The 26,102-nt window shown below is 68.2% G+C and carries 30 protein-coding genes and 1 pseudogene; 13 read left to right on the top strand and 18 right to left on the bottom strand.

Annotated elements, in window-relative coordinates:
• Positions 1-64 precede the first annotated feature (64 nt).
• On the top strand, positions 65-397 hold the full coding sequence (locus AU188_RS23105) for a DMT family transporter (protein WP_059165807.1): 333 nt from the start codon (positions 65-67) through the stop codon (positions 395-397).
• Entirely contained in the window at positions 397-720 is a 324-nt protein-coding gene (locus AU188_RS23100; RefSeq protein WP_059165806.1) for a DMT family transporter, read from the top strand. Before AU188_RS23105 ends, AU188_RS23100 begins: the two co-directional genes overlap by 1 nt.
• On the opposite strand, the gene AU188_RS23095 is transcribed toward AU188_RS23100, so the two are convergent.
• Positions 689-1,888, bottom strand: coding sequence for an MFS transporter (locus AU188_RS23095; RefSeq protein ID WP_059165932.1), 1,200 nt, complete (start codon positions 1,886-1,888; stop codon positions 689-691). The two genes, AU188_RS23100 and AU188_RS23095, sit on opposite strands and share 32 nt — an antisense overlap.
• 137 nt (positions 1,889-2,025) lie before the next feature.
• Between AU188_RS23095 and malQ the strand changes: the two genes are divergently transcribed.
• Positions 2,026-4,170 carry a 4-alpha-glucanotransferase gene (malQ, locus tag AU188_RS23090; protein ID WP_059165805.1) on the top strand — a complete coding sequence of 715 codons (2,145 nt, stop codon included), beginning with the start codon at positions 2,026-2,028 and terminating at the stop codon, positions 4,168-4,170.
• Positions 4,171-4,247: 77 nt separating this feature from the next.
• Positions 4,248-4,658, top strand: a complete 411-nt coding sequence (locus AU188_RS23085) for a hypothetical protein (protein WP_059165804.1) — start codon at positions 4,248-4,250, stop codon at positions 4,656-4,658.
• Positions 4,659-4,662: 4 nt separating this feature from the next.
• On the opposite strand, the gene AU188_RS23080 is transcribed toward AU188_RS23085, so the two are convergent.
• Complete coding sequence (locus AU188_RS23080; protein WP_059165803.1) at positions 4,663-5,097, bottom strand: SRPBCC family protein; 435 nt, start codon at positions 5,095-5,097, stop codon at positions 4,663-4,665.
• The gene (locus AU188_RS23075; protein WP_059165802.1) at positions 5,094-5,939 is read right to left on the bottom strand and encodes a 1-acyl-sn-glycerol-3-phosphate acyltransferase; all 846 of its coding nucleotides are present in this window, start codon (positions 5,937-5,939) and stop codon (positions 5,094-5,096) included. Before AU188_RS23075 ends, AU188_RS23080 begins: the two co-directional genes overlap by 4 nt.
• Positions 5,940-6,033: 94 nt before the next feature.
• Here AU188_RS23075 and AU188_RS23070 point away from each other — a divergent pair, with 94 nt between their 5' ends.
• The 5 genes and pseudogenes from AU188_RS23070 to AU188_RS25135 all read left to right on the top strand — a co-directional run.
• Positions 6,034-6,933: a metal-dependent hydrolase gene (locus AU188_RS23070; protein ID WP_059165801.1), complete on the top strand. Its 900-nt coding sequence runs from the start codon at positions 6,034-6,036 to the stop codon at positions 6,931-6,933.
• Positions 6,933-8,039, top strand: coding sequence for a PDR/VanB family oxidoreductase (locus AU188_RS23065; RefSeq protein ID WP_059165800.1), 1,107 nt, complete (start codon positions 6,933-6,935; stop codon positions 8,037-8,039). Before AU188_RS23070 ends, AU188_RS23065 begins: the two co-directional genes overlap by 1 nt.
• 23 nt (positions 8,040-8,062) lie before the next feature.
• Complete coding sequence (locus AU188_RS23060; protein WP_059165799.1) at positions 8,063-9,469, top strand: serine/threonine-protein kinase; 1,407 nt, start codon at positions 8,063-8,065, stop codon at positions 9,467-9,469.
• The gene (locus AU188_RS23055) at positions 9,466-10,341 is read left to right on the top strand and encodes an LLM class F420-dependent oxidoreductase (protein WP_059165798.1); all 876 of its coding nucleotides are present in this window, start codon (positions 9,466-9,468) and stop codon (positions 10,339-10,341) included. Before AU188_RS23060 ends, AU188_RS23055 begins: the two co-directional genes overlap by 4 nt.
• Positions 10,338-10,730 (top strand): annotated as a pseudogene (locus AU188_RS25135) (nuclear transport factor 2 family protein); the annotation flags it as partial. The gene AU188_RS23055 and the pseudogene AU188_RS25135, both read left to right, overlap by 4 nt.
• Before the next feature lie 22 nt (positions 10,731-10,752).
• Here AU188_RS25135 and AU188_RS23045 read toward each other — a convergent pair.
• Genes AU188_RS23045 through AU188_RS23035 form a run of 3 tightly spaced genes read right to left on the bottom strand, consistent with a single transcriptional unit; the run spans position 10,753 to position 12,836 of the window.
• Complete coding sequence (locus AU188_RS23045) at positions 10,753-11,244, bottom strand: NUDIX hydrolase (RefSeq protein WP_059165796.1); 492 nt, start codon at positions 11,242-11,244, stop codon at positions 10,753-10,755.
• Positions 11,245-11,300: 56 nt separating this feature from the next.
• Positions 11,301-11,492 carry a hypothetical protein gene (locus tag AU188_RS23040; protein ID WP_059165795.1) on the bottom strand — a complete coding sequence of 64 codons (192 nt, stop codon included), beginning with the start codon at positions 11,490-11,492 and terminating at the stop codon, positions 11,301-11,303.
• Positions 11,493-11,525: 33 nt separating this feature from the next.
• On the bottom strand, positions 11,526-12,836 hold the full coding sequence (locus tag AU188_RS23035; protein WP_059165794.1) for an NAD(P)/FAD-dependent oxidoreductase: 1,311 nt from the start codon (positions 12,834-12,836) through the stop codon (positions 11,526-11,528).
• Between the two features lie 45 nt (positions 12,837-12,881).
• Here AU188_RS23035 and AU188_RS23030 point away from each other — a divergent pair, with 45 nt between their 5' ends.
• A complete protein-coding gene (locus AU188_RS23030; protein WP_059165793.1) occupies positions 12,882-13,667 on the top strand; it encodes a hypothetical protein in 786 nt (261 codons plus the stop codon).
• Between the two features lie 120 nt (positions 13,668-13,787).
• On the opposite strand, the gene AU188_RS23025 is transcribed toward AU188_RS23030, so the two are convergent.
• From AU188_RS23025 to AU188_RS23010, 4 genes are all read right to left on the bottom strand, one after another.
• Positions 13,788-14,153, bottom strand: coding sequence for a DUF732 domain-containing protein (locus AU188_RS23025; protein ID WP_059165792.1), 366 nt, complete (start codon positions 14,151-14,153; stop codon positions 13,788-13,790).
• Between the two features lie 25 nt (positions 14,154-14,178).
• Entirely contained in the window at positions 14,179-14,763 is a 585-nt protein-coding gene (locus tag AU188_RS23020; RefSeq protein ID WP_082686760.1) for a hypothetical protein, read from the bottom strand.
• An 84-nt stretch (positions 14,764-14,847) separates the two neighbouring features.
• Entirely contained in the window at positions 14,848-15,030 is a 183-nt protein-coding gene (locus tag AU188_RS23015; RefSeq protein WP_059165791.1) for a hypothetical protein, read from the bottom strand.
• Positions 15,031-15,063: 33 nt separating this feature from the next.
• Complete coding sequence (locus AU188_RS23010) at positions 15,064-15,870, bottom strand: nuclear transport factor 2 family protein (protein ID WP_059165790.1); 807 nt, start codon at positions 15,868-15,870, stop codon at positions 15,064-15,066.
• Between the two features lie 103 nt (positions 15,871-15,973).
• Here AU188_RS23010 and AU188_RS23005 point away from each other — a divergent pair, with 103 nt between their 5' ends.
• Positions 15,974-16,381, top strand: coding sequence for an Rv0313 family protein (locus AU188_RS23005; RefSeq protein WP_059165789.1), 408 nt, complete (start codon positions 15,974-15,976; stop codon positions 16,379-16,381).
• Here AU188_RS23005 and AU188_RS23000 read toward each other — a convergent pair.
• Positions 16,378-16,824 carry a hypothetical protein gene (locus tag AU188_RS23000; protein ID WP_059165930.1) on the bottom strand — a complete coding sequence of 149 codons (447 nt, stop codon included), beginning with the start codon at positions 16,822-16,824 and terminating at the stop codon, positions 16,378-16,380. The genes AU188_RS23005 and AU188_RS23000 overlap by 4 nt on opposite strands.
• A gap of 31 nt (positions 16,825-16,855) precedes the next feature.
• The gene (locus AU188_RS22995; protein WP_059165788.1) at positions 16,856-17,848 is read right to left on the bottom strand and encodes an alpha/beta hydrolase; all 993 of its coding nucleotides are present in this window, start codon (positions 17,846-17,848) and stop codon (positions 16,856-16,858) included.
• Between the two features lie 137 nt (positions 17,849-17,985).
• Between AU188_RS22995 and AU188_RS22990 the strand changes: the two genes are divergently transcribed.
• Entirely contained in the window at positions 17,986-19,122 is a 1,137-nt protein-coding gene (locus AU188_RS22990) for an aromatic ring-hydroxylating oxygenase subunit alpha (RefSeq protein WP_059165787.1), read from the top strand.
• A gap of 4 nt (positions 19,123-19,126) precedes the next feature.
• On the opposite strand, the gene AU188_RS22985 is transcribed toward AU188_RS22990, so the two are convergent.
• On the bottom strand, positions 19,127-20,443 hold the full coding sequence (locus tag AU188_RS22985; protein WP_059165929.1) for a lipocalin-like domain-containing protein: 1,317 nt from the start codon (positions 20,441-20,443) through the stop codon (positions 19,127-19,129).
• A 94-nt stretch (positions 20,444-20,537) separates the two neighbouring features.
• On the opposite strand from AU188_RS22985, the gene AU188_RS22980 reads away from it, so the two are divergent.
• The gene (locus tag AU188_RS22980) at positions 20,538-22,055 is read left to right on the top strand and encodes an aldehyde dehydrogenase (RefSeq protein WP_082686759.1); all 1,518 of its coding nucleotides are present in this window, start codon (positions 20,538-20,540) and stop codon (positions 22,053-22,055) included.
• Here the strand turns inward: AU188_RS22980 and AU188_RS22975 are convergent.
• Genes AU188_RS22975 through AU188_RS22955 form a run of 5 tightly spaced genes read right to left on the bottom strand, consistent with a single transcriptional unit; the run spans position 21,988 to position 26,059 of the window.
• Positions 21,988-22,401, bottom strand: a complete 414-nt coding sequence (locus AU188_RS22975) for a MaoC/PaaZ C-terminal domain-containing protein (protein ID WP_059165928.1) — start codon at positions 22,399-22,401, stop codon at positions 21,988-21,990. The genes AU188_RS22980 and AU188_RS22975 overlap by 68 nt on opposite strands.
• A complete protein-coding gene (locus tag AU188_RS22970) occupies positions 22,401-22,874 on the bottom strand; it encodes an FAS1-like dehydratase domain-containing protein (RefSeq protein ID WP_059165927.1) in 474 nt (157 codons plus the stop codon). Before AU188_RS22970 ends, AU188_RS22975 begins: the two co-directional genes overlap by 1 nt.
• Positions 22,875-22,927: 53 nt before the next feature.
• The gene (locus AU188_RS22965) at positions 22,928-23,341 is read right to left on the bottom strand and encodes a nuclear transport factor 2 family protein (protein WP_059165786.1); all 414 of its coding nucleotides are present in this window, start codon (positions 23,339-23,341) and stop codon (positions 22,928-22,930) included.
• 10 nt (positions 23,342-23,351) lie between these two features.
• Complete coding sequence (locus AU188_RS22960) at positions 23,352-24,929, bottom strand: AMP-binding protein (RefSeq protein WP_156426800.1); 1,578 nt, start codon at positions 24,927-24,929, stop codon at positions 23,352-23,354.
• A gap of 14 nt (positions 24,930-24,943) precedes the next feature.
• A complete protein-coding gene (locus AU188_RS22955) occupies positions 24,944-26,059 on the bottom strand; it encodes a Rieske 2Fe-2S domain-containing protein (RefSeq protein ID WP_059165784.1) in 1,116 nt (371 codons plus the stop codon).
• Positions 26,060-26,102 lie beyond the last annotated feature (43 nt).

The following is a 26,102-nucleotide window of genomic DNA, read 5'->3' as shown; positions in this document are numbered from 1 at the left end:
GCATCGGCGAAAACTGCCTCACCAGGCTACGCGGGGTCCTGCTCGCCTCCGATAGCTTGGTGGCGTGATCAAATGGGCGTTGCTCGCCGGGGCCATCGCCGCTGAGGTCTTGGCCACCTTGTCTTTGCGTGCCTCTCAAGATCATTCGGGGTGGTTGCTCGTGGTGGTCGTCGGCTATCTCTGCGCGTTCGTGTTGTTGACGATGGTGTTGCGCGCCGGGATTGCGGTGGGGGTGGCCTACGGCATCTGGGGCGCGTTGGGCACCGCGGGTACCGCGGTGCTGGCGGCCGTGTTGTTCGGCGACCCGTTCACCTGGCCGATCGTCGCCGGCATCGGGCTCATCATCGCCGGCGTCCTGCTCATCGAGCTCGGCTCGCATCGGGCGGCCGAGACGTGATGTGGTGGACGCTCGCGGGCGCCATCGCGATCGAGGTTGTCGCGACGCTGTCGCTGCGCGCCTCCGACGGCTTCCGCAAGAAGGCCTGGATCGCCCCTGTGGTGCTCGGCTACCTGGCGTCGTTCTACCTGCTATGGCTGACGCTGGGACTCGGGATGCCGGTCGGCATCGCCTACGGGGTGTGGACCGCGTGCGGCGTCGCGCTCGTCGCGCTGATCGCGCGGGTGTTGTTCGCGGAGCCGCTCACCTGGGTGATGGCCGCCGGCATCGCGCTGATCGTGGCAGGTGTGCTCACGATCGAGTTGGCGGGTGCCGCGCACTGAGCACGCCGGCCAGCGCGAGCACCACCACGCCGGCCACCGGAACGCTGAGCAGGCCGACCCGCAGGCTCGTCGCATCGGCGACCACCCCGACGATCAGCGGCGCGCCGAAGAACCCGATCCGCATCAGCCAGGTCAGCACCGTCAGCCCGCTGCCCGGCCGCAGGCCGGGAAGCTGATCGGCGCGGTGCATGGCGGCCGGGATCAGGGTGGCCACCCCGAAACCCGCGGCGGCGAATCCGCCGATCGTGGCGGGCACCGACGGAAACACCAGCGCCGCACCCATGCCCGCAGCGGTGAGGAGGCCGCCGGCGCGCACGACCGCGCGTTCGCCGAACCGGTCGACGAGGCGGTCCCCGATCAGCCGCCCGACGAACATCGCCCCGGCCAGCGCGATGTATCCGAAGGCGGCGACGGCGCCCGGCGCGTCCAGGCTGTCGCGCAGATACAGTGTGGCCCAGGAACTTCCGGCGTCCTCGACAGTGGCGCCCGCAACGGCGATCACCACCAAGGCGAGCAGCGCGAGGTACACCGCCGTCCCGGCGCCTCCCGTACCGGTTACGTGCGCTGCCGGATGGTCGTCGTGATCGGGTCCCTTCAGCAGATACGGATAGGCGAACGCGACCACCGCGCAGCACACTGCCGCGGCGATCGTCAGATGCGCGGCGCGGGAGATACCCAGTGCGATCGCCCCGGCGCCCATCAACCCGCCGACGATCGCGCCCGCGGACCATACGGCGTGAAACGAGTTGATGATGGACCGGCCGTAGTTGCGCTGCAGCCGCAACCCGTGGGCATTCTGTGCGACGTCGGTGACCGCATCCGATGCACCCGCGACGAACAACGCCGCAGCGAGCATCAGCGGGCTCGATGCCAGGCCGGCGGCCACGACGAACGCGGCGATCCCGACGGTGCCGACAACCGCCACCCGGGAGGAGCGGTAGCGCCGGATCAGCGCCGCCGCGGTCAGTCCGGCCACCAGCGCGCCGGCCGAGAACGCCGCGATCGCCGCGCCGTACACCGCGTTCGACAACTGCAGGTCGGTCTTGATCTCGGGATAACGCGGAAGCAGGTTGGCGAAGATCGCGCCGTTGCTCAAGAACAGCGCGGCCACCGCGATGCGGGCCCGCCGGTGCTGCGCCCGCGCCGTGTCCAACCGGTCGGCCGCCATGCGGGCGACCTTACGCGAGGACGGACAGCACAGATCACCGCCGAATGTGCGGCCGTGGTTCACGTTGGCCGCACGGCGGGTACGCACCCGATCGTGTCGATCCGCGAGTCGCTACCCCGCCAGGCAAGATTGGCGCCATGACAGTGTCGGTTGAACTGCCCGCCGCGTCGCTGGTGGAGCTGGCGCGACGCTACGGTGTCGCCGCCGAATACGAGGACTGGACGGGCACGCGCACGCCGGTTGCCGAGTCGACGCTGATCTCGGTGCTCGCGGCGCTCGGTGTCCCGGCTGCCACCGAGGCCGAGCGCGCCGCGGCGCTCACCGCGCACGACCGCGAATACTGGGCGCGGCGCCTGCCACCGACGATCGTCGGCCGCGCCGGTGTCACGACGCCGTTCTGGGTCCACGTCACGCACGGGGGCCCGGTGACACTCCGGCTCCACCTGGAGGACGGGACGGTCCGCGCGGATCTGCGTCAGCTCGAAAACAACCGGCCGCCTTACGATCTGGACGGTAGGCTGATCGGCGAGGCGACGTTCGAGTTGCCCGCCGACCTACCGATCGGATACCACCGCCTGCATCTGCACGCGGACTCGGCGGAGACGAGCACTCCGATCATCGTCTCGCCGGCGTCGTTGCAACCCACTTCCGGCCGGCAGTGGGGGCTGGCCACCCAGTTGTACAGTGTGCGGTCTGAAAGGTCTTGGGGGATCGGCGATCTGACCGACCTGACCGATCTCGCCGTATGGTCGGCGGCCCGGCACGGCGCGGGCTTCATCCTGGTCAACCCATTGCACGCGGCCGCTCCGGTCGCGCCGATGGAACCGTCGCCCTACCTGCCCACGTCGCGTCGCTTCGTCAACCCGATCTACCTGCGCGTCGAGGCGGTCCCCGAGTACGCCTACGTCCGTCGTCGCAACCGGATGCGCAAGGCGCGTGAGTACCTGCAGGCACGGGCCGGACGTATCGACCAGATCGACCGCGACGCCGCGTGGAGGGGCAAGCGCGCCGCGTTGGAGGCGGTGTACGCGGTGCCGCGTTCTGCGGGGCGCGAGTTGGCCTACGCCGCCTTCCGCGAGCGTGAGGGCAGCAGCCTGGACGACTTCGCCATCTGGTGTGCCCTGGCGGAGCGGCACGGCGCCGACTGGCATCGGTGGCCACCCGAGCTGCAGCACCCGGCGAGCGAGGCCGTCGCGGACTTCGCCGCCGAGAATGCCGCCGCCGTGGACTTCCACCGCTGGCTGCAGTGGCAGCTCGACGACCAGCTGACCGCGACACAGGCCACCGCGCTGCAGGCGGGCATGAGCCTGGGCGTCATGCACGACCTCGCGGTCGGGGTGGACCCAAACGGGGCGGATGCGTGGGCACTGCAGGACGTGCTGGCTCTCGGGGTCACCGCGGGTGCGCCACCGGACGAGTTCAACCAGCTCGGCCAGGACTGGTCGCAGCCACCGTGGCGGCCGGACCAACTCGAGAAGCTCGCCTACGAGCCGTTCCGCGCGCTGGTCAACGCCGTGCTGCGGCACGCGGGCGGGGTTCGGATCGACCACATCATCGGGCTGTTCCGGCTGTGGTGGATCCCGCAGGGCACGCGGCCCACCGAAGGCACCTATGTGCGCTACGACCATGAGGCGATGATCGGCATCGTCGCGCTGGAGGCGCACCGGGCGGGAGCCGTCGTCGTCGGCGAGGACCTCGGCACCGTCGAGCCGTGGGTGCGCGACCACCTGCGCGAGCGCGGCCTGTTCGGGACGTCGATCCTGTGGTTCGAGGCCGACCGCGACGGTGACGGTGGGCCGCTTCCCGCCGAGCGGTGGCGCGAGTACTGCCTGTCGGCGGTCACCACCCACGATCTGCCTCCGACGGCCGGTTACCTGGCCGGCGAACACGTCCGGCTCCGCGACGAACTCGGACTGCTGACCCGGCCCGCGAAGGAGGAACTGGCCGCCGACCGCGAACAGCAGGTCGGGTGGTTGAGCGAACTACGTCGAGTCGGCCTGCTGAGCGGCGACCCCGAGGACATCAGCGTCACCGAGATCGTCGAGGCGCTGCACCGCTATCTCGGTCGCACACCGTCGCGGTTGCTGGCGCTGTCGCTGACCGACGCGGTCGGTGATCTGCGCACCCAGAACCAGCCGGGTACCACCGACGAGTATCCGAACTGGCGGGTGCCGCTGAGCGGTCCCGACGGCAGGAAACTGCTGCTGGAGGACGTATTCGAGGATGCCGACGCGGCGAGACTGGGCGAGATCATGCGGGCCGCGGTGAGCCCGACGGTGTAACGCGGGCGGGTCTTCCTCCGGTTTCACATTCGAACCGTCTGCGATATGTTCGCACCGCACCGACCTAGGGAGATGCCGTGAACAAGCTTGTTGTGCTCAGCGGTGGGCTCGTCGCCGTCGGTTCCGCGGCCCTCGTCGGCGCCGGTATCGCGCTGTCCCAGCCGGCGGCGAACAACTACAACGTGGTCGGCGAGCCGTATCAGAAGGCGCTGCAGCTCCTGAAGTCGCAGGGCGTGAAAGGGTACTTCGGCGGATCGTTCGGCAGCGTGCTGCCGCAGGCGGAGTGCCTGGTCGACCAGCAGAAGATGACCTCGGGCGGCCGCATGCTGCTGATGCTCGACTGCAGCCAGAAGGCGGCCGACATGATCGCCGAGATGGGGCCGTCCGGCGGGCCCCGAGTCGGCAGCAACGGCATCACCACGGTGACGCCCACCCCCGTGGTGCCGATCCAGGGTGCACCTGGCGCGGGTGCGCCGCCGCCGGCCTGACGCGTCAGGCCTCGACCATCTGCCGCAGGCTGGCCAACGTCCTACTCATGTTGCGGCCGACCTGGCGCGCGGCGACCCGGTCCGCGATCAGTCCCAGCAGGTTTCCCGCCGACTCGTAGGACAGCCGGAAGATGACCTTCGTCCGCCCGTCCTCGGTCTCACGCAATCGGAACCGGCCGCGCTGCGACACCCCGGTGATCCCGATCCACGACAGTTCGCGCGGCGGGTCGAACTCGACGACCTCGACGGTGCCGCCGATGGGCACCGAGCCCACCTTCCAGTGCACGGTGTAGCGGGCGCCGCGTCCGGCGGGGTCGTCGGTCAGCGTCTCCCACCGTTCCAGGCTCGACATGAATTCCGGGTAGCAGCCGGGGTCGCTGACCACTTTCCACACCCGGTCCCGGTCGGCGTCGATGACGCACCGCCGCTGCACCCTCATCCGAGCACCGGGAAGCGTCGTCGCGCCGCCAGCCGGTCCACCCCGGCCTGCAGGCTGGTCAGCACCCTCTTGTCGATCACCTCGTCGTCACCGGCCGCGATGTCGTCGGCGTCGATCGGATCCTGCACCTCGATGGCGATCTTGGTCGGCAAGGGCAGCCTCGGCACCATGTCGCTGACGGTCAGGCCCCACGGCGGCGCCACCAGGATCGGCACACTCTTCAGCCGCGCCGTCTTGTCCACCATCAGCAGCTTGGCCAGCCACTGCCCGCGGTCGAGGAACAGCGCCGCCTCCTGCCCGCCGACGCTGGCGACCGGCACGATCGGCACACCGGCCTCGCGGGCGAGCTTGACATAACCCTTGCGGCCGCCGAAATCGACCTCGTGGCGCTTCCACGACGGCCGGAACACCTCGTAATCGCCCCCGGGATACACCAGCAGGGCCCCGCCCGACTTCAGCGCCAGCGTGGCGTTGTCGTGGTTGGCGGCGACGGTGCCGAACTTACGCAGCGAGCCCAGCCCCGGCATCGACACAACCAGGTTGTGGGCGAGCTGATAGAACGGTCGCTCGACGCCGAAGTACGAGCAGAACGCGAGCGTGAAGACGAAGGTGTCGGGGGGCAGGTTGCCTCCGCTGTGGTTGCCCACCAGCAGCACCGGCCCGTCGGCGGGAATGCGGTCCAAGCCGCGGACGTCGGCGCGGAAGTACAGCGACGCCAACAGCCACAGGCCCGGGAGCTGCTCCCGGATGTAGTCGGCGTCGCGTTGATCCAGATCGGCTTTCGGAACCCGGGCCGCCACCTGCTGCTTGGCCCACTCGAGAACACTCTCGATCCCCGCCATGAACGAACATATTGACAGCGCGCGCGAACCTGAAACCTGCGTTCCCAGTTACCTCTTTTAGACTGCGTACAAAGGGCTTCGACAGGAGGCTGACATGCTGCGACCACGCCGCTTCGCCCGGGAGATCGATCCAGGGCCAGTCCAGATTCAAGCCCGCAAGGTGCATTTCGACCTGTCGGACATCCCGCTGGAGTGGATCCCGGGTCATCCGGTGGCCTCCACCATGATCAACCTGTTCAACGTGGTGCTGCCGGCCGCCGAGCACTGGTTCGTCCGCACGTACAACGAGGCGTTGCCGCTCGTGCGCGATCCCAAGCTCGCCGACGACATCCGCGGTTTCATCGGCCAGGAAGCGACGCATGCCGCCGCCCACGACGACGTGATCCGAGAGTTCATCGTCGGCAACGGAGTTGACCCCGCACCGGTGCTCGACCTCGTCGAGTACATGTTCGAAAAGGTCTTGGCGCCAAAACAATCCGATGATCCCGGCCGGCGGCTGAACGACCTGTGTGAGCGGCTGTGGCTGATCGCGGCGATCGAGCACTACACCGCGGTGCTCGGCGACTTCGCGCTCAACTCGTCCTGGGACGAGCATGGCGCCCACCCGACGTTGGTCGACCTGTTCCGCTGGCACGGCAGCGAGGAAGTCGAGCACCGCTGCGTCGCCCACGACGTCGCGGTCTATTTCCACAACAGCTATCCCGACCGGATCCGGGCCATGATGCTTGCGGCGACGGCGATGTTCGCGTTCTTCCAGCGCGGCACCTGGTATCTGCTCAAGTCCGACCCGAACAACGACATCGGATGGTGGACGATGCAGCGAATGCGGATGCGCGACTCCGAACTCGGCCTGCTGCCCAAGTTCCGGACCCTGTTCGGCGTCAACACGCTGGCGTACTTCCGACCCGGCTACTCACCCGAGGAGATGGGCTCGACCGCCCAGGCCGTCGCCTACCTGGCCACCTCACCCGCCGCGCGCGCCGCGCACCTTTGATGGGTCTGCGGGAACGCTATCGGCAACTGCCGGCCAACCCGCTGCGGCAGGGCCGCCGCAGCCTGATGGTGGGGTTCGCCGACGTGGTGATCTCCGGAATGGCCACGGTGGCAGCCGCCACCCGGCGAGTCATGCCGCCGCCCGAACTGGACCGGACGCATGTGCTGCGGGTCTCCGACCGGCAGGTGGTGGCGCGCGACGAGAACGTGGTGGCGCTGACGTTGACCGCCGCCGACGGCGGGCCGCTGCCCCGGTGGCGTCCCGGCTCGCACATCGACATCACCCTGCCGAGCGGTCTGGTGCGCCAGTACTCGCTGTGCGGCGACCCCGCGCTCCGCGACGCCTACCGCATAGCCGTGCGGCGCATCCCCGACGGGGGCGGTGGTTCGATCGAGGTGCACGACGCGCTGCGGCCCGGGACGACCGTGACCTCGCACGGACCGCGCAACGCGTTCCCGCTCACCGTGCCCGGCTACGGCTCCCCTACCCAGCGGCTGCTGTTCGTCGCGGGCGGTATCGGGATCACCCCGATCCTGCCGATGCTGGGCCTGGCGCAGCGCCTCGGCGTCGACTGGTCGATGGTGTACACCGGCCGCAGTCGCGACAGCCTGCCGTTCGTCGACGAGGTCGCGGCCTTCGGCGCGCCCGTCCGCATCCGCACCGACGACGTCAGCGGCCTGCCCACCGCCGATGAACTTCTCGGCCACTGCCGACGCGGCACCGCGGTCTACGCCTGCGGGCCGGCGCCGATGTTGACCGCGATCCGCGAGCGGCTGGTCGGCCGCGACGACGTCGAACTGCACTTCGAGCGGTTCGCCGCCCCGCCCGTCGTCGACGGCCAGGCGTTCTCGGTGACTGTGGCCTCGAGCGGGGAGACCGTCGACGTCGACGCCGACGAGACCCTGCTCACCGCGCTGCGCCGGTCGGGCGTGGCTGCGCCGTATTCGTGTCAGCAGGGATTCTGTGGCACCTGTCGAACCCGCGTGCTCGCGGGCGCCGTCGACCACCGCGACGTGCTGCTCACCGATCCCGAACGCGACGGCGGGCTGATGTTGATCTGCATCTCCCGCGCCGCCGAGGGTGGCCATCTGTCGCTCGATCTGTAGCTGCGTCTCGTACTATTTCGCCCATGCCGTTGGCCGATGGTGCGACGTTCGCCGGATACACCATCGTGCGACTACTCGGTGCCGGTGGCATGGGCGAGGTTTATCTGGCCGAGCATCCGCGCCTGCCTCGCCGCGACGCGCTCAAGGTGCTTCCCACCTCGGTCTCGGCCGACGACGAGTACCGCCGGCGATTCCAGCGCGAGGCCGACATCGCTGCCACGCTGTGGCATCCGCACATCGTCGGCGTGCACGACCGCGGTGAATCCGACGGCCAGATCTGGATCTCGATGGACTACGTCGACGGCACCGATGCGGCGCGCCTGCTGCAGGAGCGGTACCCCGACGGAATGCCGCCGCGGGAGGTCGTCTCGATCATCAGTGCCATCGCCGACGCCCTCGACTACGCCCACCAGGGCGGGCTGTTGCACCGCGACGTCAAGCCGGCGAACATCCTGCTTGCCAATCCCGACTCCGGTGGCGAACGAATCCTGTTGGCCGACTTCGGGATCGCGCGTTGGGAGAACGATATCAGCGGGCTGACCGCGACGAACATGACCGTGGGCACCGTCTCCTACGCCGCCCCCGAACAACTGATGGGTGAGAAACTGGACGGGCGGGCCGACCAATACGCGTTGGCCGCCACCGCATTTCATCTATTGACCGGTTCGCCGCCGTTTCACCACTCCAACCCTGCGGTCGTCATCAGCCAGCACCTGTCGTCTGCCCCACCGGCGATCGGCGCCGACCGTCCCGACCTCGCGGGCCTGGATCCCGTGCTGGCCAAGGCATTGGCCAAGGACCCCAAAGACCGGTTCACGCGCTGCGCGGATTTCGCGAGGGCGCTAGGCCACCACCTGGGCGCGGCCTCGCCGGACGACGACGCCACCCGGTTCGCCGAAGTGGCGACCCCACCCAAGCGGTCCAAACGGCCCAACCGGCCGCTGCCGCGGGCGGGCGTGATCGTGCCGGTAGTCCTCGCCGTGCTGCTGGTCGTGGCGATCGCGGTTGCGGCGTTCGAGTACGGCCGCGCCGACGAAGAGGAAGCCGCACGCGCCGGCCCCGCCCCGACCACCACGGCGACGCCCTCTCCTGCGACCCCCACGACTCCCCCGACGACGACCGCGACGGCGACGCCGGCCGCTGCACCGGTCGCCGTGATCGGTGCCGACTGCTCCCCCGTTGGCAGCACCGGTACCACGGCGGACGGCTCGACGGCGTACTGCTCGACGCTGCAGACCACCGGCGCCTCGATCTGGTCGCTGACCGAAGGCGACATCCCGAGCCCCACGGTGACCACCGAGCCGACCGACGAACCCCTGCCGGCCGCCGAGGAATCGCCCGTGCGGGTGTGCATGCAGCAGACCGGGCAGACCCGGCGCGAATGCCGAAGGGACATCCGCGAAAGCAACGGCCTGCCGCCGCTGCCATGAAATACGCCGTCATCGCGCCCGTCGCCGCGGGTGTCACCGCCGACCCGGCGTTCATGGCCGCCTTCGCCAAGCATATGGAGCAGTGCGGGTTCGAATCGATCGTCGTTGTCGAGCACACCGTGCTCATGTCGCAGTACGACAGCGTCTACCCCTACGACGCGTCCGGTCGCGTCGAGTTGCCGGCCGACTGTGAGGTTCCGGACCCGCTTGAGCTGCTTGCCTTCCTGGCCGGGCAGACTCATCGGCTGGGCCTGGCCACGGGAGTGCTCGTGCTGCCCAACCACCACCCCGTGGTGCTGGCCAAACGGGTCGCCACCGTCGATTCGCTCTCCGATGGACGGCTGCGGCTGTGTGTGGGAATGGGCTGGCTCAAAGAGGAGATCGAGGCCTGCGGAACCGAATTCGCCAGCCGGGGCCGACGCGCCGACGAACAGCTGGCGGTGCTGCGGCTGCTGTGGCAGGACCGCCCGGAAGGAGCCGACTTCCACGGTGAGTTCTTCGACTTCGACCACGCGATGTGCTATCCGAAACCGGTAACGCACATACCGATTCACATCGGCGGCCACAGCAGGGCGGCGGCTCGGCGGGCCGGCCGGCTCGGCGACGGGTTCCAGCCGCTCGGTGTCGGCGGTGCCGAACTGGCCGAACTCGTCTCGCTGATGCGCGAGGAGGCCGGGCGATGTGGGCGCGACCCCGATGCGCTCGAACTGTCGCTCGGCCACCTGGTCACCAAGATCGACGATGAGCGGGCGGCCAAACTCTCCGAGCGCGGCGCGGACCGCCTGATCCTGGCGATGCCGCCGACGGCCGACATCGACCAAGCGCGCGACATGCTGTCGGCGTGCGCGCAGCGGTTGGGGCTGGCCTCATGATGTTGAGCACCGCCGACCGGTTGGCGCTGGCCGATCTGGTGCACATCTACGCCTCGGCGGTCGACGACCGCCGGTTCGACGACGTCGCCGAGCTGTTCACCGACAACGCCGAACTGCGCCTGCCGGACCCACCACGGACGCTGGAGCCGGTGCGCCGCCACCACGGCCGCGACGGTGTGCGAGCGGCCATGGCGTCGCTGGCGGCCGTGGCCCGGACCGAGCATGCGATCGTCGGAGAGGTGTACGCCAAGGGCGACGAACCCGACTACGCCCTGGGCCGGATCACCTGCATCGCCCACCACTGGACGCTTCGCGGCGAGCACGCCGCCGATCTGGTGTGGCATCTGCGCTACGACGACGAATACCTGCGCACGCGAGCCGGCTGGCGGATCCACGGCCGCGCGTTGACGATCAACGCGGTCGAGACCCGAGACGTTCGTCATCTTCGATTGCCGCCAGCAGAAGCTCCAGCAGCGGCCGCTGACCCTTCAACAGCTTCGACTGAGCCTGCGCCACGGAAAACCAAGCCGCCCGGTCGATTTCGGGATATTCCCTGATCTTGCCCGACCCCTTCGGCCATTCCAGCGTGAACGTATTGGAGAAAGTGTCGGCCAGGTCGAGGTCGCCGCGCACGGCGAACGCCGTGATCACCTTTCCGCTCGGCTGCTTGACGGGCGGGAAGTCGATACGCGGGCCGGGCGGCGGCGGCTTGCCGAGTTCTTCTTCGAACTCTCGGCACGCGACGGTCCACGGGTCTTCGCCCTGGGTGTACTCCCCCTTGGGGATCGACCAGGCGCCGTCGTCCTTGCGTGCCCAGAACGGCCCACCCGGATGGCCGATGAGCACCTCGACGGCGCCGTCGCTGACCCGGTACAGCAGCAGTCCGGCGCTCAGCTTCGGCACACGTCACCCTCCGGTTGAAAGCAGCACTTCGCCGCACGCCCGTTTCACGACGAGCGTCAGTATTTGCGGTCGCCCTCGCTGCTGTCGAAGAAGTCCCAGTCCCCGTCGTCGGTCTTGACCTCCATGCGCCAGCCGAGTTCGGGTTCGGCCTTCTGGTCGACGAACCAGGCGTGGGCGTCGTCGGCACTTTCGATGTCCTTGGTGTCGACGACTTCGCCCTTGGGGTTCAGCACGCGATACGTAGCCATGCCGTCACAGTTCCCCGGTTCACCCGGTTTGAATCACTCGGCTTTCGGCATGGGTATGCCCTCGCTGGCCGAGAACCGGGCGTCTTCCCGTGACGACAGTCCGAACGACACCACGGAGCGGTCCCAGAACAGGTCGGTCAGATACGCCAGTGTCACCGCCCAGCGGTTGACGCCGCGCGGGATGGCATAGACGTGGTAGGCCCGTGTGACGAGCTTGGCGGGGAAGCCGGACAACTGGATGTTGAGCGGGTTGGCCACCGCGGAGTGCGGACCCAAGTCGACGACGAGACCCATGTTGCGGTGCTTGTATTGTTTGACCTCGCCGAAGCCCAGACTGGCAGCGACGTTGCGCGCCAACACCTTTCCCTGGCGGGTGGCATGCTGAGCGGTCGGCGGGGTGATCTTGCCCGGCTCGGTGACATCGGGCACGGCGGCGGCGTCTCCCGCCGCGAACACGTCCGGATGTCCCGGCACCTGCAGTTCGGTGGTGACCTTCAGCCGGCCCCGCTCGGTGGGCAGCCCGAGCTTTTCGATCAGCGGCGCACCCGTGACGCCGGTGACCCAGGCGACGGTATGCGTGCGGATCAGCGAATCATCGCTGAGCACAACGTGTTCGGCGTGTACTTCCTTCAGCGTGACCCCGAGCCGCACGTCGATGCCGCGCGAGCGCAGCACTCGCTGTGCGGCCGCGCCCAGCTTCTCGCCGACCTCCGGCATCACCTGTTCGGCCAGGTCCAGCAGGACGAATTTCACCTCGCCCGGGTCGAAGCCCATCTGGTTGGCCGCGGCGTCGGCGAGCGCGCGCAACTGTACGGCGAGCTCGGTGCCCGAATACGACGCGCCGACCACGACGATCGTCCGCCGGGCCGCCGCCCGGCCCGGATCGTCGTCGACATCGGCGAGTTCGAGTTGTTCGAGCACGTGGTCGCGCAGGTAGAGCGCTTCGGCCGTCGACTTCAGGCCACGGGCGTGCTCGGCGAGGCCGGGCACGTCGAACAGCCGGGTCACCGAGCCCGGTGTCAGCACGAGGCGGTCCCAGTTGAGAACGCGGGACCGTTCTTCGGGGTCGGTGAAAGTGACCGTGTGCCCGTCGAAGTCCACCTCGTCCACCCGACCCCGGATCGCCTGCACCCCGCGCAGCGCATTGGCCAACGGGATCGCGACGAATCGCGCGTCGACCAGGCCTCCCGCGACGTCCGGCAGCAACGGGGTGTAGAGCATGTAGTCGACCGGCGAGATGATCGAGATCTGCACATCCGCACGCTGTCTGCGGAACTTGCGGGCCAACGCCCGCGCACACTCGAATCCGGTGAACCCGCTGCCGACGATTACCACGGAGGTCATGCGCCCGACTGTACGGAACGGCGTCGCAACGGGAATGCTGGAGTTATGACGCGTCCGGGATCGCTGCGCCGATTCGACCCGTTCCGCGCTGTCGACATGTTGACCGCGCTGTGGTCCTCGGCGGCGGTGGCGCCGGTCAGCAGCGGAGCCGCCGCGGCCTACCGCACCCTGTTCATGACCGTGCGCCGGCTGGTGGTGGGCAGGCGGGTGACAGTCAGGCTCGACAACGGGGACCTGACGTTGACGGTCACCGAGTTCGACTCGCGGCTCGACGTCCGGGGGCTGTCGGTCGGCCAACTCAACGACGTTCGGTTGGCCGCCCGCGACATCCGGTGGAACGAGGCGGAGTTCAGCCATGCGACGGCGGTGCTGCACAACGTGCACATGCGGCCGACCGCACCACCGGTGCTGGTCGCGGCTCCGGTCGAGCTGACGCTGGAGGTCCCGGCGGCGGCGCTCGACGATTTGTTCCGGTGGGTGGCGCCCCGGCTGTCCGGAGCGGTCGGCGCCGACGGGGTCGCCCGGCTGCGGTTGGCGCGCCGGCCCGCGGCCGGCCACCTGGAGGTTGACGCCCGGATGGACGGTTCGACACTCTGGCTCAAGCCGCGTGGACTGGCGTTCGGCCGGTCGCGCTGGCCGCTACCGGGCCGGACTCCCGCCTATCCCGTGCGCCTGCCAGAACTGCCGCACGGCGTACAACTGATCGGCATCGGCTTCGCGCCCGGGGTGGTGCGTCTGTCGGCCTCGGTGGCCCAATGGCGCATGGAACTGCCTCGGACCCGGCTCGAGGACATTTTGCGGCAGCTGAGCGCCGTGGGGCGCACGCTTTAGAGGGCCGCCGAACGGTACGGCTTCCGGCTCGTCGAACTGTATTGCGCGCCGTCGATGACGGACCTGGACACCTGGAGCAGCCCGCCGACCCAGGCGCCCCCGGCTGGAGCTCCTGGCGGCTTAGATTCCGAGGAACGGCAGCGGGATCGGCGACTGGCCGTTGCCGATCGACGACATCATCGCCGGGCAGAACATCGAGACTGCGATGCCGGTGAACATCGTCGCCGGTCCCAGCGACATGCCACCCATGTCGGCGACCTTGGCGGCGACGTCGGCCGCGTTCTGGCTCGGATCGGCCAACATGGGGCACACCTGCTGGCCGACGGCCACGGCGCTGCCCGGATCACTCATGACGACGCCGGCCTCGGTCACCGCGTTCAGGAACGCGTCATCGACGGGATCGGCGTGCGCAGGCGCGGTCACGACGGCCGTCGCGCCGAGAAGTCCGGCGGTCAGCGCCAGCGTCGTCAGGGATTTGCGAAGCACCCGCGAATCGTACGCTGTGCGGCCCCTAGATTCCCGTCCAGGCGGTGTCGATGGTGGCGCCCACGTCGATGACCTTGGCTTTCTTCGACGCCGGGCTGTCGATCTCGCCGGCCACGTGCGCGGCGATGAACCGCCTGATCTCGGCGTCGATACCCCCGAGGATGCGCACAACCTCGCCGCGCAGCGACTTCGACGTGACGTGGATGGAGATGTCGGAGGCCCGCGGCTTCTCCACATCGAGGATCAGCAGCAGTGGATCGGCCGCACGCGCGGTGGCGCGTAAGGCGATCTCGCCGAAGACCATGAACTTCGGTTTGTCGATCCGCAGGTCGACAACCATGTCGATCTCCAGCGGGATGCGGATGGCGAACGTGATCAGCGCGCCGACCTCGCGGGTCAGGCGCGGTTCCTGGATCCTGACCTTCGCCGTGACCTTGGCGATCTTGCCCGGCCCCTGAGCGATCGGGCCCATCTCGAACTCGTCGCCCGCGATCTCGGCGATCGCGTTGCCGACGCGTTCCTCGGTCACCGCGACCTCGAAGAATTTGCGGCCGAATTCCTCGTAGGTGATCTCGTCGGTGATCTCGTCGTCGGCAGCCATGGTGCTCATACCGTCTCACGTCCGGCGTGCCGACCACGTCCGACGCGACCGAATCGATATTTCACCTGCCGCGAACCCCGTCCGTGTCTGCTGTCAACGACCGTCGTCGCTGCGCGCCTCGGCTCCGGTCTCGCCCGCGTCGATCGCGTCGTCGGAGAACGTGCGGCCCACGTAGGTGCCGTCGTCGTCGCCTTCCTTGCCGACGCGCGAGGCTGCCACGTGGTCGTCGTCGGCGACGTCCTGTTCGCTGTTGTCGTCGTCTTCACGCGGAGTCATGCGGCGTGGTTACCCCACGCCGAGGCGATCGAATCAGCCGTCGCTGCCGGCGGAGTAATAACGGATCCGCCTGATCGCGAACGGCTTGGCCGCCACATCGGCGATCATCACGTCGCGGCCGGTGCTGCCGTCGATGCCGCAGACCAGGCTGTAACCGGAGCCGATCACCTTCCGGGGCCGGCCGCCGGTCAACCGGGACAACAGTTCGGTGCCGCTCATCGGCGTGTGGTCACCCGCCGTGATCTGCGTGCCACCGCCCAACCAACGTCGCACCCCGACCTCGTCACCGGCCCGCGCGGCGGCGAGGAACTCGCCGAAGCGCCGTTTGCCGGGCGGGCCGGTGCCGCGGAATCCGCCGAGAAAGCCGAGTGTCCCGACGACGCCTTGGTTGGTCAGCAGTCCCTTGGTCAGCGCGACTGTGGCGGGCACCGATCGGACCCCGCTGCGAAGGAACTGCCCCACCATCGCGGGCAGCTCCCAAAAAGCTGACAGCTCAGCAATTTTCAGTTCCCCACCGGTGTCTTCCAGGTGGTAGCGCAGATACGCGGGTATCCGCATCGTCAGCCCGCCCGACATCTGGACCTCGAGTTCCAGGTCGCGGATGACGGTGGCGCCGGCCACGATGTCGACGTCGCGGTGGAAGGTGATGTCACGCGGACCGATGAAGGTGTTGTAGAAGCGGGTGATCGCCGTGGTGCCGCGGTGTGGTTGCGAGCCCACGGGGTCTTCGATGAGGCCGTCGAAGGTGAACGCGGCCACCCACGCGTCGCGGTCGTGGACGGTGACCGCTGCCGGGGATCGCTCGACTGCGGCCAAGGCGTCCTCCGGTGAGATTGCCATAAGGTTGCCTACCACCTGAGGATCGCTTCAGTCGACTACTCGCAGACCTGCGGGCACACTGGGGCTTATCGCCGCACAGTGGTGCGGGGCAGGAGGAAGCACGATGAGCAGCAACGGCCCGTTCGGGTTCGATCCCGAGGAGTTCGACCGCGTTGTCCGCGAGGCGGGTGAGGGGCTGCGCGATGCGCTCGACGGCCTCGGCAGGTTTTTCAGCACCTCCGGGGAGCGCGCCGGCTGGGCCAACCTGGTCGACGAGTTCACCCGCTCCTCCCGGTCACGGCGCGAGCCGGAGACGACCGGTGAGACCGGCGACGGGGTGTGGGCGATCTACACCGTCGACGCCGACGGCGGGGCCCACATCGAGCAGGTGTATCCCACCGAGCTGGACGCGCTGCGGGCGAACAAGAACAACACCGACCCGGCCCGCAAGGTGCGGTTCCTGCCGTACGGCATCGCGGTCAGTGTGCTGGACGCATCCGCGACCGACCCCTCGCCGTCCGACGAGGATTAACGCCCGAATCTCCGGCGGATGCCGAGCAGCATCTCGCGATGCGCTTTCACCGCCTCCCGGGTGACGAACGGGGCCAGCGGTCGAGGCGCTTCGATGCAGATGCGCTCGGTCACGCGGGTGCCGCAGGGCGTCGAATCGAAGCCGACGAGGCTGCGTAGCCGTACGCCGGGGAACTGCCGGGCTTCCGCGGTCACCTCACCGGTCGCCGGAACGGTCAACCGCGCCCGGTAGGTGGTGCGCAGCGTGATCGGTCCTATCCGAATACGGTCGGTGACCCGATAGCTCTGCTGGTAGCCGTTCTCCACCTGGATGCGGGCGGTCGAGCGCACCGCACCGACCAGCGGATGGACCGTCGCGATGTTGTCGAGGTCGACATAGAACGCGCGGACATCGGCGGGTGGCGCACACACCTCCTCGGTGAGCACCCGGTCCGTGCGGGTCATCAGCCAGCGCAGGGAATTCGCCTGCGGCACCTCAGCGTTGCGCGGCAGGGCTGGCTCCCAGGACCCGCTGAATGTCGGGTTTCATCTGCTGCAGCTGCTGGCCTGCATACCCCCAGCTGTGGATGCCCGCGGGGAAGTTGAATACGCCGTTGTTGCCGCCAGCGGCGATGTAGGCGTCGACGAATGCGCGGTTGGAGTCGATCGCGAAGCCCTCGAGGAAGCCCAGGCCGGCGATGGGCGCATCGGGACTGGCCAGCGCGGAGTCGGTGGCTGTGCCGTTGCCGCAATAGATCCAGAGCCGGGTGCCGTTGGCGGCCAGCCGGCCCGCCTGCACCGTCGGATCGTTGCGGGCCCATGCCGGATCGCCCGGCGGCCCCCACATCGCGGCCGGGTCGAAGCCGCCGTTCCACATCTGGGCGATCCTGACCTGCCCCGGCCCGTTCGGCGCGGACAGGTTCAAGAAGCCCGACAGCGATCCGGCATAGCTGAAGAGCTGCGGGTGGTATGCCGCCAGGACCAGCGCAGCCGACCCGCCCATCGAGAATCCGACGACGGCGTTACGGCTCGGCCGTACCTGCTTGTTGGTTGCCAGCCAGGTCGGAAGTTCTCGGGTGAGAAACGTTTCCCACTTGTACGTGTACGTTCCGGCGTTGCTCTTCGCGGGTCCGTACCAGTCGCTGTAGAAGCTCGACTTCCCGCCCACGGGCATCACCACCGAGATCCCGGAGCCGTCATACCAGTCGAAGGCCTGCGTGTTGATGTCCCAACCGTTGAAATCCTCACCGGCCTCCATGCTGTCCAGGAGGTACAGCGCGGGCGAATCCGGCCCAGCGGAGAGGAATTCGACGCGGATGGTGCGACCCATCGCCGTCGAGGGCACCTCGAGTTGTTCGACGGGCAGGTCCGGATTCGAAAACGCCGCCGCAGTCGGGATTGTGGCCGGCGCGACGAAACCCAACGCCATGACCCCCGCCGTGGCCACGGCCCAGCACCGGCCGACCGCCGATCGCACCCTGCGCGTCATCGGTGACCTCCCGTATGTCGTCTCCCGACCTGTTGCGCACGATAGGCCGACCACGCCGGTCACCAGCGGTTTTTGACAAAGAAGGACCATCATTATAAAAATAACGAAATAGCTTCCAGCCCTTCCGAGGATCAGTGATGGACCGCGACCTGCTCATCGACCTCACCCGGCGCGCGGTCAAACTTGCTCGCGACAACACCACCGATCTCATGCCGGCCGAGTGCAGGGTGAGCGCGGACAGCTATATCTCGGCGCACCGCCATGACCAGGATGTCGCGCTGCTGAGCCGGTCCCCGCAACTGGTGGGCTATTCGTCGGAACTCCCGCGGCCCGGCACGTACTGCACCAAGACCGTCATGGGTCGCTCGGTGCTGCTCACCAGGGCGGCCGATGGCCTGGTGCGCGCGTTCGACAACGTCTGCCTGCACCGCCAATCGCGGATCGCCGACGGCTGCGGCGCCGCCCGCCGACTGGCCTGTCCGTACCATTCGTGGACCTATGACCTCAACGGTGCACTGACCGCGGTGCCGGGCCGGGAGGGCTTTCCCGAGACAGTCACGGGCACAACGACGCTGGCCGAACTTCCGGCCGCCGAATGCGCGGGATTCCTGTGGCTCTCGCTGGACCGGGATGCGACGCTTGACATCCCGGCCTTCCTCGGCCCGCTGGCCGACGAACTGGACTCCTGGGGTATCGGCCGCTGGTCGCCGCTGGGTGAGAAGGTGCTCGACTGCCCGATCAACTGGAAGCTGGCGATCGACACGTTCGCCGAGAACTACCACTTCGCGACCGTGCACAGGACCACATTCGCGACCATCGCCCGCAGCAACTGCACGGTCTTCGACTCGTTCGGCCCCCATCATCGACTCGTCTTCCCGCTCAATGGGATTCGTGATCTCGAAGACATACCCGAGGAGCAGTGGGACCCGCTACACCACATGGTGGTGATCTATGCGCTGTTCCCGAACATCGTGTTGTCCTGCACCATCGCCAACGGTGAGCTGTTCCGGATCTATCCGGGCGACGGGCCCGGGCGCTCGATCACCGTGCACCAGAACTCAACACCGCTGGACCTCACCGACGAGTCCGTCGCCGCCGGCGCTGCCGCGGTCTTCGACTACGCACACGCGACCGTCCGCGACGAGGACTATGCCTTGGTCACCGCGCTTCAAGCGAACCTCGATACCGGTGCGCGCGAAGACCTGGTGTTCGGCCGCAACGAGCCCGGCCTGCAGCACCGACACGCCAGTTGGGCCGCGGCGCTGGGGGTCTGACGGCTCAGGGCGACAGCGCCTCGACGAGGTCATCGACGAGCTGCGCGGTCGGCGGGTCAGCCCCGGGGCGTATCCGCCCGGTGAGATAGTCGATCGCCTCAGCGCGCCGGCCGGAGTCGATCAATTCGTGAAGCGGCGCGGCCGCGAACCCCCCGACCGCAGTGGCCAGCACGTCGATCAACTCCCAGTCGCGGTAGAGCGCGAGCGACCGCTCGTAGAACGCGAATCCGCTCACCGGTTCGCCGCGCAGCGTCCCGGTGTACCGATACGGACCCTCCATGTACTCCAGCGGCAGCGCATGGGCGGGTGCGGGAATCAACGGCTCGCCGGTCAGGTCGAGGTCCAGCGCGCGTGACGTCAGCCGGTGCCGGTCCGGCAGATATCGAGCCGTGCGCGGCGGCGGCACCAGCGTCCGCACCGACTCCGGCCAGCGCACGTAACCGTGCACCGTCACCTCGATGTCGTCCGCGTACTGCGGTGCGGCCGTGCCGTCGGGGAAACTGACGGTCGCACCCGAGAACGGTTGCAGTGCATTGTGTTCAGTGCGGTCGAACTGGTGCCAGATGCTGAGGTCGACGCCGTTGTCGAGGTTGATGGTGCGCCACTCGTGCGCTCGCCAGCGGATGTCACCCCCGGGCCCGCCGGCGTTGGCCACCAACGGGAACCACTGCCGGTCGACGTGGCCTGACGTTCCCGATACGCGTTCGGACACTGTGCCCCACGTCAACGTGCCCGTCATCGACATGCCGGTCTGGAAGTACGAATACGTGCCCGCCTGGCCGAAGCAGTCGATCCGGCCGTTGTGCGCGGCGGCGCCGAGTGGCACCGGTGCGCGCGATGGCGTCACATGGAGGGCCACGCGCAGCGAATGACCGGTCACCGGATCGGCGCCGACGAAATCGACATCGTAGGTGTAGGGCAACAACTCGCCGCGAGCGTCGCGGCAGGTCTGCCACGACGCAATGCCGGAGCTGCTGTCGTAGGCCAACTCGAGATGTCCGTCGGCCAGTGTGAGCTTCGGCCTCGCGCCCGGCGCCATGTTCGCCGGCGGCATGTCGTAGTCGGTATAGCTTGCGTAGAGGCCGGCGTCCAGGTCGAACACCGCCAAGGTGTAGAAGTCCGCGACGATCGACTCGCCAGGCCGGTTCTTGTTGACGATCGCCAGGAACGCATACCGCCGGGCGGACTCCGCGGTCAGCTCGCCGGCGAGAAACCAGGTGTCGGACTGGAAGTCAGGATGCACGGCCTCGGCGGCCGGGAAATCGAGCTGCGGGTCGCCGGCAACCAGTGAGAACGGATACCGACGCCAGTCCTCGCCCACCGTGTCCACTCCTCAGCGTTTTCTTGCTATGTTTGCATTAATAGCGACCTTAGTGGGCGCGCGGTCGCGCCGTGCCGGAACGAGAGGCGCAAAGATGAGATCTCTTGTCTACGATCGGCTTTTCCTCGGCGGCCGGTGGACGGAACCGTCGACCGACCGGCGGCTCCCGGTCATCTCCCCGCACACCGAGGAGCAGATCGGCGAAACGCCCGAGGCAGGTCCCGACGACGTCGACCGGGCGGTGACGGCGGCACGAACCGCGTTCGACGAGGGTCCGTGGCCGCAGATGACCGTCGCCGACCGGATGGCCGTGATCGACAAGCTCGCGACGGTCTATACCGCCCACACCGACGAGATGGCCGACCTCATCACCGCCGAGATGGGTTCACCACGCAGCTTCAGCAGGCTCGGGCAGGCGGTGGGAGCCGTCGCGCAGATGCACCTGAACCTCGCTACCGCGCGCGACTATCCGTGGCTCGAGCGGCGGCGTGGCCTGTTCGGCGACGTACAGATCCGCCGGGCGCCCGTCGGTGTCGTCGGCGCGATCGTGCCGTGGAACGTGCCGCAGTTCCTGATCATGCCGAAGATGATCCCGGCGCTGCTCGCGGGTTGCACGGTGGTGGTGAAGCCCGCGCCCGAAACCCCGATCGACGCGATGTGGCTGGCCGAGATGCTGGACGAGGTAGACCTGCCCGAAGGCGTGGTGTCGATCGTGCCGGGCGGCCGCGCGACCGGCGAGAGCCTGATCCGCCACCCCGGCGTCGACAAGATCTCCTTCACCGGGTCGTCGGCGACCGGCAGACACATCGCCGCGGTCTGCGGTGAGCAGCTCAAGCGGGTCAGCCTGGAGCTGGGCGGCAAATCGGCGGCGATCGTCCTCGACGACGCCGACATCGGCCGCACGGTCAGCCATTTGAAGACGGCGAGCCTGATGAACAACGGGCAGGCCTGCGTCGCTCAGACCCGAATCCTGGTCAGCGAACGCCGCCACGACGAGTTGGTCGACGCGCTCGCCGACATGATGTCGGGTCTGAACGTGGGTGACCCGGCCGACGAGGCCACCGACGTCGGCCCCCTCGTCGCGCAGCGGCAACAGCAACGGGTACAGGGCTACATCGAGTCAGGCCTCGACGAGGGCGCGCGAATGGTGTTGGGCGGCGCCGACTCTCCCTTCGGCCGCGGCTGGTACGTCCGGCCGACGCTGTTCGCCGACGCGACCAACGACATGCGGATCGCCCGCGAAGAGATCTTCGGCCCGGTGCTGACGGTGCTGAAGTACTCCGACGAAAGCGACGCGGTGCGGATCGCCAACGACACCGACTACGGGTTGGCAGGCTCGGTGTGGACCGACGACGTCGGGCGTGGACTGGAGATCGCCGCCCAGATCCGAACGGGCACATACGGAATCAACATGTACACCCTGGACACCACGATGCCCTTCGGCGGGTTCAAACAATCCGGCATCGGCCGCGAATTCGGCGCCGAGGGACTGAGTGAGTACGTCGAACTCCAGACCACGGTGAGCGCCGACCCGTTGCCGCACCCTAGATCGACAGCTCGAGGGTCACCTCGGCTGGACAGCACAACTCGCCGCGCTGATTCGAGACGGTGATCTCCAGGTCGACCAGTCGACGCTCCCGCTTACCGACGACGCGGCCGCGGCCGACCATCGAGTCACCCGCGTAGATCGAACCGAGCAGCGTGACCCTGCGTCGCACCACTCTGCTGCACGGCCCGGCCCAGTCCGTTGCGACCCGGTCCACGAAGCCGGCGATGTGCATGGTGTTGACGAAGATCGTGGGGTGGCCGTGCTGCCTGGCGTACACCGGATCGTAGTGCGCCGGAAAGTAATCCCATGTCGCGCCGGGGTTCATGACGACCCGCTGATAGTCGATCGGATCGATCACCTCGGGTAGCTCCGTGGGCACCGTGACGTCGGCCCAGGCGACACTGCGCATCACCGGTCGGCCCCGGGAGTGAAGCGGAACAGCGTGTTGCGGTTGACCGCGACCAGTGTGCCGTCCTGCCGGTGGAATTCGTCGCGGGTCTCGACGAAATGGCCTGAGCCAAGGCGCGTGCGCTTCTCCTCGGACACCGCCACCACCTCCTCGACGACGTGTAGGCGGTCACCCTCGACGATCGTGCAAGGGAACTCGACCTCGTTGGAGGCGTTGATGAACGTGGTGCCCGGCAAGGGAACGCGAATCGCGATCGACGACGTCGGTGGTTCGTCTGTCGGCAGCCACGGCGGCGGGATCAGCCATCCCATCAGCAGCGCCGGCGGTGCGATCAGCCCACCCCACTGCCGCAGCGCGAATTGCTCGTCCCAGTAGGACGGATTGCGGTCGCGGACCATCGCGGCGAAATGCTGGATGCGTGCGCCGCTGACCGCCGTCCCGGCGTACCTGGGTGCGGTGCGGGTGCCGACCATGCGCAACGCGTCCTCGTAGGAGCCGAAGGCGAGGTCGTATCGGATGGGTCGCGTCACACCGGTAGCGCGCTCTCGCGGGGCGCCGAGTCCCAGACCAGTGCGCGCGACGTGAAATACCATCCCCCGCGTTCATAGACCAGCCGATCGGTGTAGCAACCGGTGGCCTGTATACCGTTGCCGTACAACAGCAGCGCGACGCATCTCTGCGTCGCCTCCACGCCGTCGACCGTGATCTCGTGGTCGACGGTGATCAGCCGCCGTCCGCCGCCGCCGTCGAACGCCTCCCGCAGATCGGAAAACGACCGGCCGTCGCGGGCGTACGTCGCACCCGAATGCCGGAAGGTGGCGAGCCAACCGGCGACATCACCGGCCGTGAACAGCCGGTTGTATCGGGCATTCAGGTTGAGAATCGCCGCCCTTCCGGCCAACCCCTCCAGCACGAACTGTTGTTGGTAGCTCAGTGACACGTGGTTCTCCTCACCTGCTCAGCGTGTAGCCGTTGGTCTCGCGGTCCCACGTGCCGGCGCTCACTCCCCGGGTGCGCAGCAGATCCTTACGCACCCGGCCGATCACATTCTTCGGGAGCTCGGGCAGCACCTCGAGATAGCGCGGTACGCAGAAGTACGGCATCCGGTCGGCGCAGAAGTCGAGGAGCTCGGCGAAATCGACTGTCGCGCCCGGCTTCAGCGTCACCACCACGAGGATGTCTTGTTCGCCCAGTTCGCTGGGCACCCCCACAGCCGCCGCCTCCGCCACGGCCGGGTGGCCGAGCACCGTCTGTTCCACCTCGACCGACGACACGTTCTCGCCTCGCCGGCGCAGCGAATCCTTGGCGCGGTCGACGAACATCAGCTGCCCGTCGACCAACCGTCCGAGGTCACCGGTACGAAACCAGTCGGGATGAGGAGCGACGGTCACGCGGGTTCCACCGGGCGCGGACACCACATACCCCTCGCTCATCACATGCGCAGTCCGCGTCCGGCAGGTGATCTCACCTACGGCCCCCTCGGGCACCGTACGCCCGTCGCTGTCGACGAGGCGCACCTCGAATGCCGGATTGACCGTTCCCGATGTACCCGGAACGCCCTCGGCCGAAACACTCTTGTAGGCAAGCGGAAACGCCTCGGTCAGGCCGTACATCGTCACGACGCGGCAGCGATATCTGGCCTCGATGGCGCGATAGGAGTCGGCAGCTATCGGAGCTGCCGAGATGAACCGCAGGCCCGTCTTGGCGTCGCGCGGATCCGCAGGCAGGTTCCACAGCATCGCGACCATCGCGCCGGCGCCCGCAAAGCCCACCGCGCCACAGTCCCGTATCCGGTCCCATACCTCGGCTGGATGGAAGGCGTCGGCCAGCACGCTGGTGCCGCCGACCAGCATGGGTGCCAGCACGGTCGGCGCGGCGCTGAGATGGAACAGCGGCATCGCCGTCCAGATCACCTCACCCGCGCTGAATTCCCATGCCGCGGCCACCGTCGCGGCCGCTGTGAACAGGTAATGCCAGGTCGTGGCGACCGCCTTCGACGGTCCGGTGGTACCGGAGGTGAAGAACAGCGCGCCGACGTCGTGCGGAGCGGCAGCGGCCACCGTGGGCGCGGTGGTGCGGGCGATCGCCAACTCAGTCGACAGCGAGTCGCCGACGGCGGCAATGCATGCGAGCGAGTCGATGCCGTCGGCCACGTCGGCGAGCCGGTCCGCTCGGTCGGGATCGGTGAGCACGAACACGGCGCCGGACACCGCGAGGGCATGGGCCAGATAGTCGCCCTTGCTTGCGGCGTTGACGGCCGCGACGACCGCGCCGATGCGGGTGGCCCCCAGCCAGAAATACACCCACTCCGGGCATGTCCCGGTGAACAGCGCAATGGTCCGGCCCGGCGTGACGCCCCGGTCCAGAAGTACGTTCGCTGCCGCGCACGACCGGTCGCGCATCTGCGCGAAAGTCACGGGCTCCCCGGCGATCGACATCATCACCCGGTCACCGAACTGCTCGGCCCGGCGATCGAGCACCTCCGGCACCGTGAAACGCTCGACGCCGAACATCGCCGGCCCGGCCACCGGCTCGCTGGGCATCACGCCCGTGCTGCGGCCGGATCGGGTTGACCGTCAGCGGTATAACCGAAGTCCGTCGCCGTCGGCTGCGTGCCGGGATAGAACCTGTGCGCCCACCGCCGCAGGGCGGCGTAGTCGTGCGCCTCTTCCGGCGCCAGGTTCGGCTTCTCCAGGTACTTCATGTTCTCCCACGTGAAGAAGTCCTGTTTGATGACTTCCTGCTGCAACTGCAGGAACTTCGCGGCCCGGCCGGACGGCACGTCGCCGCTGTCGCCCGGTTCGCGGATCGACGCCTGTGTGTAGAAGTAGTCGGTGTAGTCCTCGTCGACGGGCGTCTGTCCGGTCACTTGCACGGTCGCCACCAGTTCCGAGGGGAAGCGGACGACGCCGAGGCCCAGCGAGTAGTTGTCGTAGACGATCTTGGCGTCCACCGGGCCGTTCGGCGTCAGCCACGTCTTGGCCCGTCCCCCACCGAAATTCGCGTTCACCGTCGCGTGCAGGTGGTAGCCGGAGACCTCGAACGACGCGGTGTTGGCCGGATTGGCGGCCTTGTGCACGTATTGCACGTGGTAGGGGTCCGCCGCGTTCTCGATGATCATCTGCGCGTGCACCTTGACTCGATTCACCATCCGGGTGTGCGGATGCAGCGGGTAATACTCACCGGTCTCGAGTTCCGGCAGCACGGGTGGCTGCCAATACGGCGCGCGGCCGTGCCGCTCGTGCCACACCAGAATGAAGCCGTACCACTCTGCACACGGGTAGGTCCTGATGCGCACGTTCTGCTTGCAGCCGATCTTGCTGTACGGGATGAGTGCGTTGGTGCCGTCGCCGCGCCATTGCCATCCGTGCCACGGGCAGACGATGTGCTCGCCCTCGACGGTGCCGCCCACGCCCATGTTGGCGCCCAGATGCAGGCAGTACGCGTCGAGCACGTGGACGCGTCCGCCTGCGGTTCGGAAGATCACCAACTCCTCGCCGAAGTAATGGGCACGCTTGACCTGCCCGGGCGCCAGGTCGGAGGCGAAGCCGACGATGAACCATCCGGTCGGGAACCGGTAGGTCGACAGGCTGATGCCACTGGGGCCGAATTCACGTTCGGACGGATCGAAGGTGGGGTCGTCGACCGCTTCCGTCATACCAACTCCGTCCACGCTCGCAACAGCCCAGGTCAGCGGGCCC

It is taken from the genome of Mycobacterium sp. IS-3022, from assembly GCF_001500065.1.
In the GTDB taxonomy this organism is placed as follows: Bacteria; Actinomycetota; Actinomycetes; order Mycobacteriales; family Mycobacteriaceae; genus Mycobacterium.
This window is presented reverse-complemented; position numbering and strand designations above follow the sequence as displayed.